Origin of the sequence: Heyndrickxia sp. FSL K6-6286, assembly GCF_038630395.1 — a bacterium.
Taxonomy (GTDB): Bacteria; Bacillota; Bacilli; order Bacillales; family Bacillaceae_C; genus Heyndrickxia; species Heyndrickxia oleronia.
Genome location: NZ_CP152029.1, coordinates 5,210,807 through 5,229,115 on the forward strand (window position 1 = coordinate 5,210,807; position 18,309 = coordinate 5,229,115).

Genomic DNA, 18,309 nt, shown 5'->3' on the forward strand with positions numbered 1-18,309 from the left:
TTCGTTCTTAACTATAAGCTAATTCTTGTTGACTTAGCCCAAGTGCTTGTGCTGTTGAGGTATGAATTTCTTGTAAAAGCTCTGGATTTTCCATTAAAGACATACCATAAGAAGGGATCATTTCTTTTAGTTTCGGCTCCCATTCCATCATGTATTGCGGGAAGCATTTTTCTAATACTTCAAGCATAACATGAACAGCAGTAGAAGCACCCGGTGAAGCACCAAGCAATGCAGCTACCGAACCATCCGATGCAGTAACAACTTCGGTACCAAATTGTAGTGTACCTTTACCGCCTGTCTCCGTATCTTTAATTACTTGCACACGTTGTCCAGCAACGACGATATCCCAATCCTCAAGTTTAGCATTCGGGATAAACTCTTTTAGCTCTTCCAAACGCTTTTCATTCGATAACAATACTTGCTGGATTAGATACTTTGTTAATGCCATCTCTTTGAAGCCTGCCGCCAACATCGTCAATACATTATTAGGTTTTACAGAAAGGATTAAATCTAAGTTTGAACCCGTTTTCAAAAACTTCGGTGAAAAGCCGGCAAATGGTCCAAATAACAATGATTTCTTATTGTCGATATATCGTGTGTCAAGATGTGGAACAGACATTGGAGGTGCGCCAACCTTCGCTTTACCATATACCTTTGCATGATGCTGTTCAACAATTTCAGGATTATTACAAACCATAAATAAGCCACTGACCGGGAAGCCTCCGATATGCTTAGATTCGGGAATTCCGGTTTTTTGTAATAATGGTAGACTTCCGCCTCCACCGCCGATAAAGACAAATTTAGCTGTATGGTATTCAGTACTACCGCTTTCAATATTGTGTACTTTCACTTCCCATAAGCCTTCGTTTGTACGTTTAATATCTTTTACCGTGTGCTTATAGTTAATCTCAACGTCTAGACTCTTTAAATGGTCAAATAACATGCGTGTTAAAGCACCAAAGTTAACATCTGTTCCAGAGTCAATTTTGGTTGCTGCTATTGGTTCATTATCGGTACGACCTTCCATAATAAGTGGAATCCATTCCTTTAGTTTATCCGGATCATCAGAGAATTCCATTCCTTGAAACAACGGATTATTTGAAAGCGCTTCAAAACGCTTTTTCAAAAACGTTACATTTTTTTCCCCTTGGACTAGACTCATATGAGGAATTGGCATGATAAAGTCTTGTGGATTATGAATCAGTTCACGGTTTACAAGATAAGACCAAAACTGTCTTGAAAGCTGAAACTGCTCATTGATTTTAATCGCTTTCGTAATATCGATAGATCCATCAGCTTTTTCAGTTGTATAATTAAGCTCACACAGTGCAGAATGCCCTGTACCCGCATTATTCCATTCGTTAGAGCTTTCTTCCCCTGGATTTGCTAGTTTCTCAAATACTTTAATTTCCCATTGCGGTGCTAATTCTTTCAGTAATGATCCCAAAGTCGCGCTCATGACTCCGGCACCAATTAAGATAACGTCTGTTTTAGTTTGTCTGTTACTCATTTTTATCGTCCCTTATACCGTTAGATTTGCAAAAAAGGATGTAGACGCTCCTTCTTCGGCGTAACAAGCAAGCCAAGGCGCGACCTGATCACACACACCTTTTCTGTATCAATTCATTCCTAATTATAGTATATCACTATTATTTATAGATTTAAATATCACTATTGTATGAGAGTGATAAGATATCTAAAATTACGTAAAAAATGGAGAAACAATCCACATCATTTAACCTGTTTTTGGCTCCATTTATCGGAATGGTTCTAGTCATAATCGATCGTCGACTCCAAAAAATTATATTAATATAAATAAACAAAACCACTCATCACAACTAAAATGTTCTTTACTATATGACCTCTCTTTGATTATGAATATGATAATTTTGCAGGAGTCCACTAATAGTTCTTTCCTTTTCTTCTTGAATAAACTGATTATTTGTATACCGAGATAACGTTTCCCTCAATAAAAGCCCCTTCCCATATGATGAATATGAGTTCCATCATACTTATTCGCACCGGAAAATTGACATTCTCTGAATATACAGGTAAATTGATAATTAATAATTAAATTTGTCACTTTCTTATTTAGAGAGATGGAGGGACTGGCCCTGAGATATCTCAGCAACAGACATTTTTGTACTGTGCTAATTCCAGTAGCGTTTTGCTTGAAGATAAGAAGAGTAATTATCCATGATTTTAATCTCTTCTTTTTTAAGAAGGGTTTTTTTGTACCCTGAAAAAGCTAAGAAAAAAACTAATTTAACTTTAGAGGGGTTGTCCAATTTGATTAATACAATTAAGAAAGCACCATTTAGAGCAGACCATGTTGGGAGCTTCTTGCGTCCACAAGCACTTAAAGATGCCAGGGCTCAATATAAGAATGGCCAAATAACGAAGGAAGCATTACGTGCATTAGAAGACATTGAGATTGCTAGAATTGTTGAAAAGCAAAAAGAAGTAGGACTAACGGCAGTGACAGATGGTGAATTCAGAAGAAGATGGTGGCACTTAGATTTTATCAGAGCTATTGAGGGGATTCGTGTTTATGAAATAGACATCACTGGTGCATTTAATGGAGCGATGAATAAGGCAGAAGCATATACAGTTGATTCGAAATTAAGTTTCCCTAAGGATCATCCTTTTTTAGAAGACTTCACGTATTTGAAAAGCATTGCCGGTGATCATATTGCGAAAATTACAATTCCAGGCCCTAATATGATTTTCTACTCGGGTGTAGTTGGAAGTGAACCATATTTAAATAATCCTTCATATCCTTCATTTGATGAGGTAGCTAACGATATTATTAAAGTGTATCAAGATGCCATTCAAACATTTTATGATGCAGGTTGCCGCTATTTACAATTAGATGATACAAGCTGGGGAGCATTGTTCAGTGATGCTTTCCGAGATAAAATAAAATCACAAGGATTCGATCCGGATGAGCTTGTGAAAAAATTTGCTGATATTACTGTAGAAGCTGTAGCCAACAAACCCGAGGATATGGCAATTACCCTGCATATTTGTCGTGGAAATTTCAAATCTTCCTGGCTGTATCAAGGTGGATATGAACCCATTGCAAAAGAGTTATTTTCACGTGTTAATGTAGATGCCTTCTTCTTAGAATATGATAATGAACGATCTGGAGATTTTACACCATTACGATTCATTAAAGATCAACATGTGGTATTGGGACTCATCACATCTAAAACTCCTGAACTCGAAGATAAAGATGAAATTATAGGACGGATTAAAGAAGCAACAAAATATGTGAATATTAATCAACTTTGTTTGAGTCCGCAATGTGGATTTGCTTCTACTGAAGAAGGAAATATCCTAACAGAAGAAGAACAATGGAGTAAATTACGCCATGTAGTACGTATCGCAAAAGAGGTCTGGGGACAATAGTTTCACTTACATAAGATAAACCGGGCAAAAAATGCCCGGTCCTTTTATTACTCATCAGAGCTTCTCCATCAAGGCTAGCTAGGAAAGAAATTAATTTTACAAAAGAGGTTATTAAAAAAAACCGGCTAAATATGATTGAATCGAATTAGGTAGTAGTTGGAAGAATAATCCTTTATATTTAATATCAAAGAAGCAAGCAACACATTAAAGCATTATAAATAATAAAATAAATATCTTATTCTTTTTTGATATTGATTTCAATAAATCCCCTCCACTAAGTACGTTAAACCTGCACTAGGCTTCTTACCTTCCGAGATAAGACTGTTAATTTTTTCAATTAATTCAGGTAGTTCTCCCATTGTTTTTATTGTAAAATCTGCCCCGCTTTGTAAAAAAGTTTGTTCTGTTCTAGAGATGGCCTTCTCTTGATCTACCTCGGATAAGGCATCATATTCAGATAAACTTAGCCCCATTTCGGAACTACCTATTATGACGCCGACTGACCAAACGCCAGCATTAACCGCCTCTTTTATGTCTGAGGTCGTATCTCCAACTTTTACTACCTTCCAGGATGCTGATAATTTCAATGCTTCAATGTTTCGATAAATCATATAAGGATAAGGTCTTCCCAGAGAATTGGTACCATCAGGAGTGATATAAAAATCTGGACTATACCCTTTTTTGTGTGCATTAGGTACAACAACATCCATCATGGATTGTGTGTAACCTGTTGTTGAACCGATTTTCAATCCTTGGCTTCTTAAAGTTTGAACGGCCTCAATCACCTCAGGAATGAGATCTGTATACTCAGCTAAGGATGACATGAGTGCAGGCTCGAATTCAGCATATAATTTCTCTACATCTTGTTCATTAAACTCTCTGCCAAATCTCTCCTTCCATAAATGAGAGATTCTAGGCATCGACAGCATGGCACGAATGTGGTCAATCTTAAGCAATCCCATCGGTGCTCTTGCTTCCTCCATTGTCACATCAACACCTGCATGTTTAAAAATATCAATAAATACATTTACTGGTGCAAAGCAGCCGAAATCCACCGTTGTTCCTGCCCAATCCAAAATTACTCCTTCAATTTTATTCACTTTACCATCACTCCCATATATTCTTCAATAATTTCACACAATGCTAGGATATCTTCTTCATAAATTTCACCAATATTCCCAATGCGGAAGGTATCTATATCGGTTAGTTTTCCTGGATAGAGGACAAAGCCTCTCTCCTTTGTATAGGAATAGAATTCTTCAAAGTTGAATTTCTCATTTGGGAAAAGAAAGGTTGTAATAATCGGCGATTGTTTATCATCTGTAATATAGGCATGAATTCCTATCTTGGCAAGTCTCTCTCTTAACATACGATTATTAGTTTGATACCGGGCAAATCTTGCTGGAATGCCGCCTTCTTCTATTAATTCATCAATTGCTTTAGAAAAGGCAGCCACTACATGTGTTGGTGAGGTGTAGCGCCATTTTCCATCCTTCTCCATTTCTACCCATTGATCATATAAATCTAATGATAGACTTTGAGAGTTCCCCTTACATGCTAGTAGTTTCTCACGTTTAGCAATAACAAAGCCAAAGCCAGGTACACCTTGAATACATTTATTTGCGCTGCTGATTAAATAGTCAATTCCTAGAACAGGTACATTGATTTCTAGACCGCCAAAGCTGCTCATTGCATCAATAATTAAGGTTTTTCCAAACTCCTTCGACAGTTTTGAAACCATTTCAATTGGATTTAAGATTCCTGTCGTTGTCTCACAATGAACCATGATTATATGTGTAATTTCTTGATCTTCCTCTAAAATAGCCTTTATTTCCATTTCAATTGGGTACTCATTGTATTGTACACGATACTCCTTAAAGTTAAGGCCGATGTACATTGCCATTTTTATCATTCGTTCACCATATGCACCGTTCGTGATGATTAAAGCTTTATCTTCATTTGCAATGGCTGTATGCATGACGGATTCAACTGCGAACGTACCGCTCCCTTGCATAAGCACAACCGTATATTCATCCTCAGCAGCAACTGCCAATTCAAGAAGCTGCGCCCTAATTTTTTGCGTAATGGATTTATAATCATTGTCCCACGTGCAACGGTCAAATAGCATTTCCTCTTTAACCGTGCTTGTAGTGGTTAAAGGACCTGGTGTTATTAGTTTATAATTGTACATGTCCATCTCTCCCTATTTTTTTACTTCGCTGAATTGAAAAACTCTTGATGCTGCTTTAATAGTTCAACAGTTAATGGTTTTTCAAATTTCTTTGTGTGGGCAGGTTTATGTATATCACTAATTGTTTCTCCTTCGTAAAGGGCAACTGGATAATTGTTGATTAACTCTTTTCTGCCTTCCTTAACAATGACCTCTGCCATTTTCATCGCTAAATCTGTTGTTTTATCATCCTTTTTCACCACAGCAATAGATTCAGTCAGTGAGAAATTTCCTTCAGATGGATCAATATAATCAATTGGTGCCCCTTGTTCTTTTGCAATTACTGCTTGGTGACGAAGTCCAAAACCCGCAGCCACTTCCCCAGCCTGAACTTTCTTAATAGGACCTGATCCAGAACTTTCAAGATGTGGACCAACATTTGTTACTAGATCGTGAAGAATAGCTTTTCCTTTCTTCTCTCCATATTGATTGATAATAGCTTGGACTAATAACCAGGCTGTAGAAGAGTCCATAATATTTGGGATCGATACTAATCCTTTAAACTCCGGCTTTGTTAAGTCCTTTATAGAAGTCGGCATTGGTAGACCCTTTTCTTTGATGACCTCGGTATTGACAAATATAGAACCGGTATTAGCTAGAATCGGTGTATAGTAGGATGGATATGTTTCTAATGCATTCGCTGTGAATGTTAAATCTGTAAACATTTTGTGCTTTTCTTGAGCACTTTGGATAAAATAAGAACTCATTGTGACTAAATTAGCATCTATTTTATCTCCCTCAGCGGTTAGCTTTCCTCCTAATTCAGATGTACCCAAAGATTGAACGACATATTTCCCCTCATAGCCCGCATCTTTTAATGACTTTTCCATCGCTGCAACTGCTTCTTCATCCCCATTCGTTAAAATAACTACTTTCTTTGCTTTATTTGCCTTTACTGCATTTGAATTATTATTACAGCCAACTAATGTAAGTACTAAACTAAAAGCAATAAGACACAGTAACATTCCCTTAATCGTTTTAAACATCATTTATCCCTCACTTTTATCAAAAGTTTCAATTCCCATTAATTGATGGTCGTTTTTGAATATAATCACAAAGTAATTTAACGATTAAATTAGTACCAAAAATGAGTATCGATAATACAAAGATTTCATTGAATTTAGCAAAGTGCTGCAATTCTTTAATTTTGCTCGCTACTACTGAAGTTTCAGCGGTAACTAAGAAGATAATTCCACTAATCGTTACCATCGCATTAATGAAATAGTAGCTAAACATTTCAAATATTGTTGATACTGAGTTTGGCAAAAGAACGCGTCGAACCGTCTTTAGCCAGCTATCTCCCAATAATTCTCCCGTTGTTTCCCAAGTCGGATTCATTTTAGCTAGGGTATTTTTAGCCATTAAATAAGGCGTCGTAAAATAGTGGACCAATGTACATAGCACAATAATGGTGATCGTTCCTTTTAAACTGCTATTATTAAAAAGAAGTAAATACGATAAACCTAATACCATACCTGGTACCGTATTAGTAATGATTGAAATTGTGTCCATTAATCTTTTTCCTTTAAGCGGTGTACGTACATTTACTAGCGCCGCACTATAGGCAACAAACGTACCAACTACTCCCGTTAATAATGCTATTACTATTGAATTTTTATAAACATTGACTAAATCACTTGATTGAAACACATCAATGAAATGGCTCAATGTAAATGTTAGATTATAAGGATAGCTGTTTACTAACGGTGCAACGAACATTACGGCAAAAATGGCAACCATTCCTATTAAAATGACAGAAGAGATTACACTAAAGGAAATATCTCTTGGTTTATTTTGAATCATTTCAATCTCTGTAAATTTGTCATAGTGAAAATTAAATTTTTCAAGATAATTTAAAAGAAAAACAGCAAATACAGCAGGGATTAACATGATTACCGCAATTGCAGCACCACTATTGAAATCTGGTATGGAACCAAGCATCACCTGATATAGCTGAGTTGCTACCACATCAAACGTTCCCCCAACCGAAGCAGGGATTCCAAAATCGGTAAAGCTCAAGATAAAGGAAAGGACGAAAGCACCAGCTAAGGTTCCCCACAAAGGGCGAATAATCGTGTTCATAAAACTTCTCAATGTTCCATCACCCATTAGCTTAGAAACAATGATAAATTTCTTATCAATATACTTAAAGGAATTATTAATAAGAAGAAAGGCTGATGGTAATGTATAAATGACATAACCTATTAATAAGCCGTTAAATCCATAAATATCGAATATTTTTCGTCCAAAAAGCTTTGTAATTAATCCTTGATTTCCAAAAGAATACATAATCGCAAATCCATAGGTGATGGTCGGAAGCAGCATTGGAATAAGCATCCCCGTTATAATTACTCCCTTTACGGGCTGATAAATCCTCGTACAATTGATGGTATAGGCTAAGATAAATGCTAAAATAGTAGAGATAATAGCCGTAATACTAGAAATTAATAGACTATTCCCTATGGACTTCATTAGTTCCTTATTAGATAGGATCGAGTGATAATTCGCGACATCGAATCCATTACCTGTTTCAAATGATCGAACAAATAAAGTGGCCAAAGGCCATACTAGAAAGACTGCAAATAAACATACTATGATGGTAAAAATAATCCGCATTTCTGGTTTTCCATTAGGCATATTTTTCACCAAATAAGTGATAAATATTTTGTCGCTTAATTTGTAATTGCTTGAGAATAAATTCTTTCACAAAACCATTACTTGGTTGATTAATAATTTCATATGGGGTCCCAAACTGCGAAATATTTCCCTGATTTATGATCAAAATTTTATCTGACAAGGTTAGGGCTTCCTCCGGGTCATGGGTGACAAGAATGGTTGTAAGCTTAAACTCCTTTGCAATTGACTTAATCCGCTCCTTAATTGATTCCTTAATGACCCCATCCAATGCACTTAAAGGTTCATCTAACAATAATATTTTCGGTTTTGTTACTAATGTTCTTGCGAGTGCAACCCTTTGTTTCTGACCACCTGATAATTCTCCTATTTTTTTGGTTAAATGGGGGGTTAGCTCTAGGAATTCGATATACTCCTTTATCTCTTTCTCTGACACTAATCCTTTCTTATTTCTTACTCCATATACAATATTTTCATAAGCATTTATATGGGGAAAAAGTGCGTAATCCTGGAAGACAATATTAAAACCTCGTTCCTTCATCGATACATTACTCAAATCCACATCGTTAAACATGATTTTCCCCTGATCCGCTTTAGTTAACCCCAAAATAATAGATAATAAGGTGGTCTTGCCACTGCCACTTGGACCTAATAGTGAAACAATTTCTCCAGTATCAATTTCGAGATTGATATTTTCCAAAATGACCTTTTTGTCATAGTGTTTGCCTATATTTTGCAGCTTCAGCAAACTGTTCACCTCCCTGATTACGACTTTAAGTATAATTACCATTTGTAAATGTAAGTTTAGGATCATGTAAATAATATGTAAATTATGCATAACTCTTTACTAAATCATTAATAAATCATAATTAATTTAACGACAACATATGCTAATATATTGAAAATTTAATAAGCAATCAGTAAACTTAAAGTATAATTTTAAAAAGCTGTGATTCGTATAGCTTGTTGCTTTTGTAAAAGCTACCGCATGCTTTTACATCCAATAAAAGATATAGCGGTCTTCTGCTGATCGTTATTTGTTAAAACTTTACTTAAATAGCAACAATGTTTTAGAAAAGAGCCTTTTAAAAAGACTTACTATAAATGGGTGAATAAGATGTTTCCTCTTGAAAGACAAAAGAAAATTGTCGAGTTATTAATGATAAAAAAAGTAATGAAGTTAACTGAGTTAACGAAGGAATTGAATGTTTCCATTGATACACTGCGTAGGGACATCAGCTTGCTGACAAAGCAAGGAAAGATTGAGAAAATTTACGGCGGCGTTAAAATTGTTGAGGAAAAATTCGGAGAATCAACCATGGATGAACGAATGGTCAGCCACTTAAAAGAGAAGGAAACCATTGCTCAAAAATGTAGTGAATACATTCAAGATGGGGATTGTATTTATATTGATAGCGGTTCGACAACTTTTCAGATTGCAAAATATATAAAAAACAAAAAAAAGCTAACAGTCATAACTAACTCGATTCCAGTTATACTTGAACTACTAAATAGTGACATCGAACTGATTATTATTGGTGGAAAAATAAGGAGAGACGAAAGATCAGTCGTAACATATGACTATTTATTTAATTTTAGCCAATTAAATATACAAAAGGCATTTATTTGTGCAAGTGGAATCACAATCGAAAAAGGAATTTCTGACTATAATGTGGAAGAAGCCATCACCAGAAAAAAAATGATCGAACTATCCAATGAAATCTATGTGGCCGCTGATAGTACAAAATTCGGTAAGAACGTCACCATTGGAATAGCACCACTCAGCGAAATCGATTATGTTATTACAGATCATAATATAAATAAACTTTTCATCAATCAATTTAAAAAAACAAACACAAATTTAATTGTTTTAGAAGCATAATCGCTGAACAACAAAAGAGTGCGCCAATTTGGTCACACCTCTTCTTTTAATCGTATTAATAGATGAGATCATCGTCTGAAAATGATAAAAAGATATGATAATTTCTTATTCTCATTTTAACAAACAACTATAATCACTTTTTTAATCGCTGGTGCACTATCCCTTTTGTCGTTTTGACTAACTACTTTTTCATACTATCACTCATACAAGAGGGATGTATCCTTAAGCTCTATCAATTCGTCAACCTTCTTTTCTAAATAAGCAATGACTGTATCAGATAGTGCATTTCCAAAACTAAAACGTCTCACTCCTAATTCCTGAAGCTGATGACAATTTGTTAGTCCTGGTAAAGATAAGACATTCAGTGGAGCATTGACATTCATAGTGATTTCTTTAATTTCTGAATGGTCTTTCAAGCCTGGAACAAAGATCCCGCTTGCGCTACTATCAACATATGCCTGTGCTCGTTCTATAGTTTCCATTAAAGGGTTTTCCTTTTGGAAGTAAGTATCTGTTCTAGCATTAATATAAAAATCCTTATAACCATGATGGTCTAACGCGATTCTTATTTTCTCCAGAAGATTACAGTGCAATGAAATCTCTCTTAAGCCATTTGACTTTTTTAATGAATCCTCAATATTGATACCTGCTACCCCTACATCTGCGGTCCTTAAAACATGATGAATAATCTTGCTAGTATCTTCGCTATATCCCGCCTCAATATCCGCAGATACAGGAATTTTCACATTATCTACTATCGTTTTAATGATCCCTAAATGCCTTTCAAAATCAATTAATTCACCATCTCGTAATCCTATTGAATTTGCAATTCCCCAACTAGTCGTTCCAATGGCTTTGAAACCTGCCTTTTCAAGTGTTAAGGCTGAAAGTAAATCCCAGGCATTTCCTAAAAATAATAATTCCTTTGAAGAATGTAACTCATTGAATTCCTGTATCTTGTTCATGTTATTGTCCTCCTAATCGTTCCTGGATTCATTTTAACAAGTAACAGATCTCCAATTCGTCCTCATTCTTGCTCTTATGGTCTGGATATAAAACAAGGCTGGTTTAGTGTCGTTCGTTGCTATTATAAAAGCCCTTACTAACGACTTCTACACTAAATAAATGATTCACCGTATCTATGGCGGGTTTAAAGCATTTATCTCAGTGGGATAAGGGATTTGATTAACTTCATCCAACTTTCACCAACCAAAATTCCCTAAATAATAGCAATGTTTGAGAAAAGAGCCTAAAATAAAACAAAAAGTGAAGCTATACAGTGCTTCACTTGCAAAGTCTAATTTCATCATTTTTTAGATTAAATCTTATTGGAGAAACTCATTTATTCTTGCAGAAAGTTCTTTAATGAAAATAATCTATACTTTAATTCATTCAATCACAGGCCGCATCGTTTCTTTTAACACAGAAACAGAATGATTAAATTGTTCTGTTTCCTTTTCATTTAGCTCAATCTCAACTACTTCGCGAATGCCGGAACGGTTAATGACAGCGGGAACTCCAATATATACATCACTTTGTCCATATTCTCCGTTAAGATAAGCGGATACTGTCAAAATGCTGTTTTCATTATTAAGGATTGCTTTTGTAATCCGAACGAGAGACATTCCTATCCCATAATATGTTGCCCCTTTTCTCTCAATGATCTGATAGGCCGCATCACGGACATTTACAAAGATGTCATCTAAACATTCTTTTTTTAAATCTCCCTTACGCTTCAATACTGCATTGAGATGCTCAATTCCAATCATTGCATGGCTCCAAATTGGGAGCTCTGTATCTCCATGTTCACCGATAATGGCTGCGTGAACATTTCTTGTATCTACATTGAAATACTTTCCTAGCGCAGATCTTAGACGCGCAGAATCTAATACTGTCCCAGAACCAATTACACGTTCCTTTGGTAGACCCGATTCTTTCCAAGTCACATAGGTTAAAATATCCACTGGATTTGTTGCAACTAAGAATATCCCATTAAATCCACTTTCCATAATGCTTTTTACAATTTGCTTAAATATTTTCGTATTTTTTTCGACTAATTCCAAACGGGTTTCCCCTGGCTTCTGCGCCAGTCCAGCAGTGATAACAACTAGGTCGGCCGTCGCACAATCTTGATAAAAACCACTCCATACACGTATAGGTGAGGGTGCGAAAGGCATTCCATGATTAAGATCCATCGCTTCACCTTCAGCTTTTGCTTCATTAACATCGATTAAGACTAGCTCCTCCGCCACGCCCTGGTTAATAAGAGAATAGGCATAACTACAACCTACAGCACCTGTTCCAACTAATACAATACGATTTACTTTTTCTTTATTCACAGAATAGATCCCCCTTCAGATTCTATAAAATTAAAGATTAGCCAGCTGATTATTCCAATTTCAATCAATCTAAATAGTCTAATCCTAGAATTGCCAGGATTAAATTAATTTATGAAAAGGGAAAGATTAACTAATAAATATATATACTAAAAAACACAAATGGCCGACCATATTGTGAAGTGTTTCACAAATTGATTTAAAAAAATATAGTTTACTTGAATGCTTGTTTTCTGCTTTTTTTAACATGGTTAGTTTAACATATAATATGTGAAACATTTCACAATATTTATGAATAAACGATGAACCTTATTTTTTATGCTGGTTATTACTCTATCAAAAATATAATAAATTGGAATAAGAGAGAAGGAAGTGTTTAATAGAATAAAGCCGCGATAGTTTACGGCTTTACTCTATTAAATCTAATTACATTGCAGTGATGCCGCCATCTACAATAAATTCAGCACCAGTTGAGTAGCTTGATTCATCAGAAGCTAAATAAAGCACAAGATTTGTTACTTCTTCTGGTTGTGCAACTCGTTTTAAAGGAATATGTTTAGCAAATTCCTCTACAGCTGCTTTTGTATCCTCTTGCACAACCATAGGTGTGGCGATAACACCAGGATGTACTGAGTTAACACGGATGCCATAATGTGAGCATTCCATTGCAGCCGCTTTTGTCATGCCACGAACAGCAAATTTAGTATCTGTGTACCCAACAGCACCCCCAACAATACCATTGATTGAAGAAATGTTAACAATTGAACCGCCACCCACTTTTTGCATAGATGGAATAACATTTTTCATTCCTAAAAAGACAGATACTTGGTTAATATCCACGATGCGACGGTATTCTTCCTCTGTCGTTTCAAGTATAGATTTCGCCATTGTAATACCTGCGTTATTTACTAATACATTGACTGGCCCAAATTTTTCTTCAGCCTTCGCCACAACAGCTGCCCAATCTTCTGCACTAGTAACATTTTGTTTTACAAATAAAACATTTTCACCTAATTCACTGGCTAAAGCGGTACCTTTTTCTTCATTTAAATCTGTTATAACAACTTTTGCACCTTCTGCAACAAAGCGTCTTGCGTGAGATGCTCCCATTCCTTGGGCAGCACCTGTAATAATTGCTACTTTACCTTCTAAACGAGTCATTAATAACTCCTCCTTTTCAGTACGAAACTGAATATCTCATCAATAGAAAAATAATTATAGTTAAACTACAACTGTAAAATAACAAAATTCTATATAAAAGTCAAAGAAGGAGATTTGCTAATCTACTAAAAGTGTTCTTTCTTATTTCGTGTTATACTTTTGAAAAGAATGTACGTTGCAAGGTGGTAGGAAAATAAGTGGCAAATGAAGATCGTCGTATTTTAAGAACACGAAAAAACTTAAAGAAAGCAATGTTGGAGCTATTAAAGGAAGAGGAATTTAAGGAAATTTCTATTACTAAAATTGCAGAAGTTGCTCACTGCAATAGGGTTACATTTTATTCCCATTATGAGAATAGTACGCAGCTTTTAGCAGATATTTTTCATGATTATTTAGATGAGCTAGCACAGTACTATAAAGAAAGTTTTAAAGGGAAAAAGACATTCTCTTTAGCTGACTCCACCCAAAGTATTCCAATCTTTGAATTTGTTTTTAATAACCAATTTGTGTTTTCTCTCATGTTAATGGGAGAAGTGATCCCAGGGTCACAAAATATATTTTGCGAAACTATCTCGGCTATTAGCCGCAACGACTTAGAATTGAAAGATGGTGTATGGTTCGATATAGAAGCAGTCAACTATTATGAAACCTATGCCTTTTTAGGTTTGTTTATCTACTGGATTAAAGAAGGGTTTAAAAGTTCTCCCGAGGAAATGGCGAAAAGATTATCATACCTATACACAACAACATTAGGTGAAATCATCGTTAAAAATAAAGAGTAAGAATCTATCTCTAGTACATTTTGTCAGAAAAGCAATCGAATCAATTGTGATTGACTTTGCGATTTTTAGCATCGTAATCAACTGGAGATACATACTTATTTGAAATTGAAAAAGAAGCTAACAACCTATCATATAAGTTTGTTAGCTTCTACATCATGGATTATCTGCTTACTTTATTTCCGTAAATTCCCCTTATCCAGGGATTTGCTCTACTAATTGTTATATAACATTGAAAGATAATTATATAATGATTTCTACCAGTGTACTTGAAGTTTATTACCACTTGGATCAAAAAAATGGAAATATGCATGCCCATTATCTTCTTTTATATCCTCAACTTTGACTCCAGTATCGATTAGATGCTGGTGAAATTTAATTAATTCAGGACTAGTAAAGCCAATGTTGAAAGCCGGTTCACCATTAACGGTAAAATGAGCATAAGTTTCATCATCAGTGGGTACTAAAATAACTAAAAATGGTCCATCATTTACTTTAATAATTGCATAAGGGTCATCTGTGATGGTTAACAGTTGTAATCCTAACACCTCTTCGTACCATTTAGCTGATTGGTCTAAATCTCTAACCGGAATTCTTATGTAATGAACTTGTTCAATAAACGATTTTTTCATGCTTACCTCTCCTTATTGAATGGGATATATGATATCAAAATTGAATGCTTGAATTTCATGAGCTATGCTCTATTATCTATTTTTTCTCCAGAAGCTTTTGACTTCTTTCATTTACAGTCATTGTCATGTTTCTTTACTATCAACTGACTTTTTTCTAAATCAAGCATCTTTACCACATTCTTTACAAAAACTTTTTAATATCATTTGCTTTTTGTCCCGTTTTTTTATGCTTAACTACTTCAATACCTTATCTCCCCGCTCTAATATTCAAACGAATAAATATTTATAATATTCTATTAATAATTATACCATTTCCCGATTCTTGAAGGACTTAAAATAGAATAATAAAAAGGCAGAAGAGTTTTTACTAATTCTACTCCCTGCCTTTTTATCATTATAGATTTGAAATGAGAAGCTTTACTCCATCCTATTTTATATCTACTTGTTTGTTCCCTAGAAGGTTACTACATGATTTCCTCTGAGGTATTACCGGACTATGTTGGGGACTACTTAATTATTAGTAAATACAATGACCAAGATAATTCCTATCAACAGACAGATTTATATAAAGGAATGCCAGCTGTGAAGAACAACCATGTAATTGAAGTGGATGGAAATGCCTTTATGTTTAACGATTCTATAACTTTAGATTACCAATTGAAATATTTTGAAGAGCACTTTTTAAAATAGTCAGAGAACCTTGTGGACGTTGCTAGAAGTGATATTAAATTACTCAAATAATAAATGGTGTGTCAGACCACTAGGTACGTCCTTGTGGTCCTCTTCGCAGCGGTAGCTGATCTATATAGTCACACACGAATCTGTCAGTTCAAAATACCACTCTAGGAAGGAGTTAAAGCTTTTCCATTGAGGATTCAATTTACCAGCAAAAAAAGCCTCCATCTGCTGACCCAATCCTAGGCCTAACACTTCGTCTGTGTTCTTATTATAAAAAAAGCCAAACTCCCCTTCAATGATATGCTCCCCTTAAAGTGGACAGATGAAAAAACAAAAATCTGTCGTTACTCTAGGGGGATTTTTTATGTCAAAAAGAAGTAAATATTCTACCGAGGAGAAATATCAAATTTTAATGAAATACATAGAGGGGGAAATGAGCCCCAGCAGTTTGATAAAAGAATATAAAATATCTAAATCCACACTCCATAGCTGGAAAGATAAATATGAATTATATGGTATTGATGGTTTAAAGGAATCACGCAGATGGAAACAATACTCGGATGAAATAAGATTAAGGGCAATTCAAGACTATATATCTGGTGATTATTCCATGTTGGAAATATGTAGAAGGCATAAAGTGAGCCGTGGCGCCCTCAGGGGTTGGATAAAGAACTATAATAATCATAAGGAAACGAGACAAACAAGTCAGGGGGAATCCCTTATGATTCATTCTAGAAAATTGTCTTTCCAGGAGAAAGTGGAGGCAGTTCATTTTTGTATAAAGAATGGCCATGACTATTCAGCTGTCATGAAGAAATTCCAAATTAGCTACCAGCAAATATACAGTTGGACAAAAAAATATGAAGCAGATGGACCAGAGTCCCTACGGGATCACCGTGGAAGAAAGAAACCTCAAGAAGAAATGTCAGAACAAGAGAAATTAAGGATAAAGATTAAGGAATTAGAAGCAAAAAATTATCGATTGGAAGCTGAAAATGCTTTTTTAAAAAAGTTGGAGGAAATCGAAAGAAGGCGGTACTAAGCAAGGTTCGGAATGAAGTCGCTTATTGTGCAATACGGGAATTAAATGAAAGAATGAATTACCCTATTCAGCTCCTTTGTACAATAAGTCATACCAATCGGTCTTCATACTATAAATGGGTCAATCGAAAGGAAACGGATCAGGAACGCGAAAATCGCGGATTACTTAAAGAAATTAAAGCGATTTATCAAAAGGTGGATGGAATATACGGTTATCGACGTATTACCATGAATCTCAATCGGAAAATGAATAAGCATTATAACACAAAACGAATTCATCGTTTAATGCGATTAGTTGGCCTACAATCAAAGATACGACGGAAAAAGAAATGGGATCATCGCCCATCTGATAATAACGTGGAAGAGAATATCTTGAACCGAGAATTTACGGCAGTACACCCAAATGTAAAATGGGTAACTGATATAACAGAATTAAAATATGGGAATGGTCAAAAGGCCTATCTAAGCGCTATTTTAGACCTGTATGACAATTCTATCGTATCCTTTGTATTGGGACATCGAAATGATAATAATTTAGTCTTTAAAACCATCAAAGGTGCCTTAACGAAGAATCCTTTACATGATGAGCAACGTTTAATTCATAGTGACCGTGGCTTTCAATATACATCAAATGGATTTAAAAGGATAATCGAAAAAAACCATCTTATCCACAGTATGTCTAGAGTAGGAAAATGTATTGATAATGGATGCATGGAATCATTCTGGGGGACTTTGAAAGTAGAAAGATATTATCTTCATCATTATCAATCCTTTGAGGAGCTTCAAAAGGATATCAAAGATTATATAAAGTTTTATAATCAAGACCGTTTACAAGCCAAATTTAATGGCCTTAGCCCGATAGAATATCGAACTAAGGCCATTGCCTAATTTTATTTTTTTATACTGTCTACTTGACAGGGTGCAGTTCACAAAACTATCCAACGGAATATATTCTTCAGGCAGGTTTAAAACGACATGAGTTCTCTTCATGCCTAACATATAATCAGAAGAATTGATCATAAACCAACAAATCTGATAGATTTCACGTTTTCTGTTAAAGAAAGTCGGCCCATCCTCTGCATGCAAATAAAACTTAGCAAAATCTGAACTCAAATCGATGCCTAACTTTACTAATGCGTGTTCATACTCCTCTACAACGTCATCAAACCACCAGTTTTTACTTTTGCAATAATTAATCACTTTTTCCGATAACATCTCGACTGCTCCTTCGATATAAAATAAACTACCTAAGTTATATCCCTGAGTATATCATACCACCTTCCCTCTAATTTAGATGGTTTAAGAATTAAGGTACATCTTTGAGCTAACGGGTATGTTCGTTCAATAAAACAGCAGCAGTCTTGAACTTTATTTTCTCATACTTGGTTGCTGCTGTTCTTTCTTCAGGGATCAGTCAAAACTATTTTTCAGAGTGTGTCAGATTCGTAATTTAAAAGTCGCTTGGATTCAGCGAATCTAGTCTATTACTTTATATTCAGGAGACATATGGGGCATTCATTCCGGT

17 protein-coding genes and 1 riboswitch are annotated in these 18,309 nt (G+C 35.2%); of the genes, 6 read left to right on the top strand and 11 right to left on the bottom strand.

The annotated features are described in order from the left end of the window. Positions 1-7 precede the first annotated feature (7 nt). Positions 8-1,510 carry a malate:quinone oxidoreductase gene (locus MHI39_RS26030; RefSeq protein WP_342540465.1) on the bottom strand — a complete coding sequence of 501 codons (1,503 nt, stop codon included), beginning with the start codon at positions 1,508-1,510 and terminating at the stop codon, positions 8-10. A 574-nt stretch (positions 1,511-2,084) separates the two neighbouring features. Further along, positions 2,085-2,184: riboswitch (SAM riboswitch) on the top strand. Between the two features lie 108 nt (positions 2,185-2,292). On the opposite strand from MHI39_RS26030, the gene MHI39_RS26035 reads away from it, so the two are divergent. Beyond that, positions 2,293-3,411, top strand: a complete 1,119-nt coding sequence (locus tag MHI39_RS26035; RefSeq protein ID WP_342541492.1) for a 5-methyltetrahydropteroyltriglutamate--homocysteine S-methyltransferase — start codon at positions 2,293-2,295, stop codon at positions 3,409-3,411. Between the two features lie 257 nt (positions 3,412-3,668). On the opposite strand, the gene phnX is transcribed toward MHI39_RS26035, so the two are convergent. The 5 genes from phnX to MHI39_RS26060 are packed head-to-tail and all read right to left on the bottom strand — an operon-like array spanning position 3,669 to position 9,023. Next, positions 3,669-4,511, bottom strand: a complete 843-nt coding sequence (phnX, locus tag MHI39_RS26040) for a phosphonoacetaldehyde hydrolase (RefSeq protein ID WP_342540466.1) — start codon at positions 4,509-4,511, stop codon at positions 3,669-3,671. Next, positions 4,508-5,602, bottom strand: a complete 1,095-nt coding sequence (phnW, locus tag MHI39_RS26045; protein ID WP_342540467.1) for a 2-aminoethylphosphonate--pyruvate transaminase — start codon at positions 5,600-5,602, stop codon at positions 4,508-4,510. Before phnW ends, phnX begins: the two co-directional genes overlap by 4 nt. A 20-nt stretch (positions 5,603-5,622) precedes the next feature. Beyond that, positions 5,623-6,627: an extracellular solute-binding protein gene (locus tag MHI39_RS26050; RefSeq protein WP_342540468.1), complete on the bottom strand. Its 1,005-nt coding sequence runs from the start codon at positions 6,625-6,627 to the stop codon at positions 5,623-5,625. 28 nt (positions 6,628-6,655) lie between these two features. Then, positions 6,656-8,278, bottom strand: coding sequence for an ABC transporter permease subunit (locus MHI39_RS26055; RefSeq protein ID WP_342540469.1), 1,623 nt, complete (start codon positions 8,276-8,278; stop codon positions 6,656-6,658). Beyond that, the gene (locus tag MHI39_RS26060) at positions 8,271-9,023 is read right to left on the bottom strand and encodes an ABC transporter ATP-binding protein (RefSeq protein WP_259548513.1); all 753 of its coding nucleotides are present in this window, start codon (positions 9,021-9,023) and stop codon (positions 8,271-8,273) included. The genes MHI39_RS26055 and MHI39_RS26060 overlap by 8 nt, the downstream gene beginning before the upstream one ends. A 369-nt stretch (positions 9,024-9,392) precedes the next feature. Here MHI39_RS26060 and MHI39_RS26065 point away from each other — a divergent pair, with 369 nt between their 5' ends. Next, positions 9,393-10,157 (top strand): DeoR/GlpR family DNA-binding transcription regulator, encoded by a 765-nt coding sequence (locus MHI39_RS26065; RefSeq protein WP_342540470.1) that lies wholly within the window; start codon positions 9,393-9,395, stop codon positions 10,155-10,157. A 197-nt stretch (positions 10,158-10,354) separates the two neighbouring features. On the opposite strand, the gene MHI39_RS26070 is transcribed toward MHI39_RS26065, so the two are convergent. The 3 genes from MHI39_RS26070 to MHI39_RS26080 form a co-directional block, all read right to left on the bottom strand. Beyond that, positions 10,355-11,122 (bottom strand): isocitrate lyase/phosphoenolpyruvate mutase family protein, encoded by a 768-nt coding sequence (locus tag MHI39_RS26070; protein ID WP_259548516.1) that lies wholly within the window; start codon positions 11,120-11,122, stop codon positions 10,355-10,357. Positions 11,123-11,545: 423 nt separating this feature from the next. Next, on the bottom strand, positions 11,546-12,496 hold the full coding sequence (locus MHI39_RS26075) for an L-lactate dehydrogenase (RefSeq protein WP_259548517.1): 951 nt from the start codon (positions 12,494-12,496) through the stop codon (positions 11,546-11,548). Between the two features lie 423 nt (positions 12,497-12,919). Then, the gene (locus MHI39_RS26080) at positions 12,920-13,654 is read right to left on the bottom strand and encodes a glucose 1-dehydrogenase (protein WP_071976291.1); all 735 of its coding nucleotides are present in this window, start codon (positions 13,652-13,654) and stop codon (positions 12,920-12,922) included. Positions 13,655-13,851: 197 nt separating this feature from the next. Here MHI39_RS26080 and MHI39_RS26085 point away from each other — a divergent pair, with 197 nt between their 5' ends. Next, positions 13,852-14,436 carry a TetR/AcrR family transcriptional regulator gene (locus MHI39_RS26085; protein ID WP_259548518.1) on the top strand — a complete coding sequence of 195 codons (585 nt, stop codon included), beginning with the start codon at positions 13,852-13,854 and terminating at the stop codon, positions 14,434-14,436. Positions 14,437-14,690: 254 nt separating this feature from the next. Here the strand turns inward: MHI39_RS26085 and MHI39_RS26090 are convergent, their stop codons facing one another. Continuing rightward, positions 14,691-15,065, bottom strand: coding sequence for a VOC family protein (locus MHI39_RS26090; RefSeq protein WP_259548519.1), 375 nt, complete (start codon positions 15,063-15,065; stop codon positions 14,691-14,693). A gap of 468 nt (positions 15,066-15,533) precedes the next feature. Between MHI39_RS26090 and MHI39_RS26095 the strand changes: the two genes are divergently transcribed. The 3 genes from MHI39_RS26095 (at position 15,534) to MHI39_RS26105 (ending at position 17,672) form a co-directional block, all read left to right on the top strand. Then, positions 15,534-15,755 carry a hypothetical protein gene (locus MHI39_RS26095; protein WP_259548520.1) on the top strand — a complete coding sequence of 74 codons (222 nt, stop codon included), beginning with the start codon at positions 15,534-15,536 and terminating at the stop codon, positions 15,753-15,755. Positions 15,756-16,107: 352 nt separating this feature from the next. Further along, the gene (locus MHI39_RS26100; protein ID WP_058006963.1) at positions 16,108-16,785 is read left to right on the top strand and encodes a helix-turn-helix domain-containing protein; all 678 of its coding nucleotides are present in this window, start codon (positions 16,108-16,110) and stop codon (positions 16,783-16,785) included. A 32-nt stretch (positions 16,786-16,817) separates the two neighbouring features. After that, the gene (locus MHI39_RS26105) at positions 16,818-17,672 is read left to right on the top strand and encodes an IS3 family transposase (RefSeq protein ID WP_139254916.1); all 855 of its coding nucleotides are present in this window, start codon (positions 16,818-16,820) and stop codon (positions 17,670-17,672) included. Here the strand turns inward: MHI39_RS26105 and MHI39_RS26110 are convergent. Beyond that, entirely contained in the window at positions 17,613-17,999 is a 387-nt protein-coding gene (locus MHI39_RS26110; RefSeq protein WP_342540471.1) for a hypothetical protein, read from the bottom strand. The two genes, MHI39_RS26105 and MHI39_RS26110, sit on opposite strands and share 60 nt — an antisense overlap. Positions 18,000-18,309 lie beyond the last annotated feature (310 nt).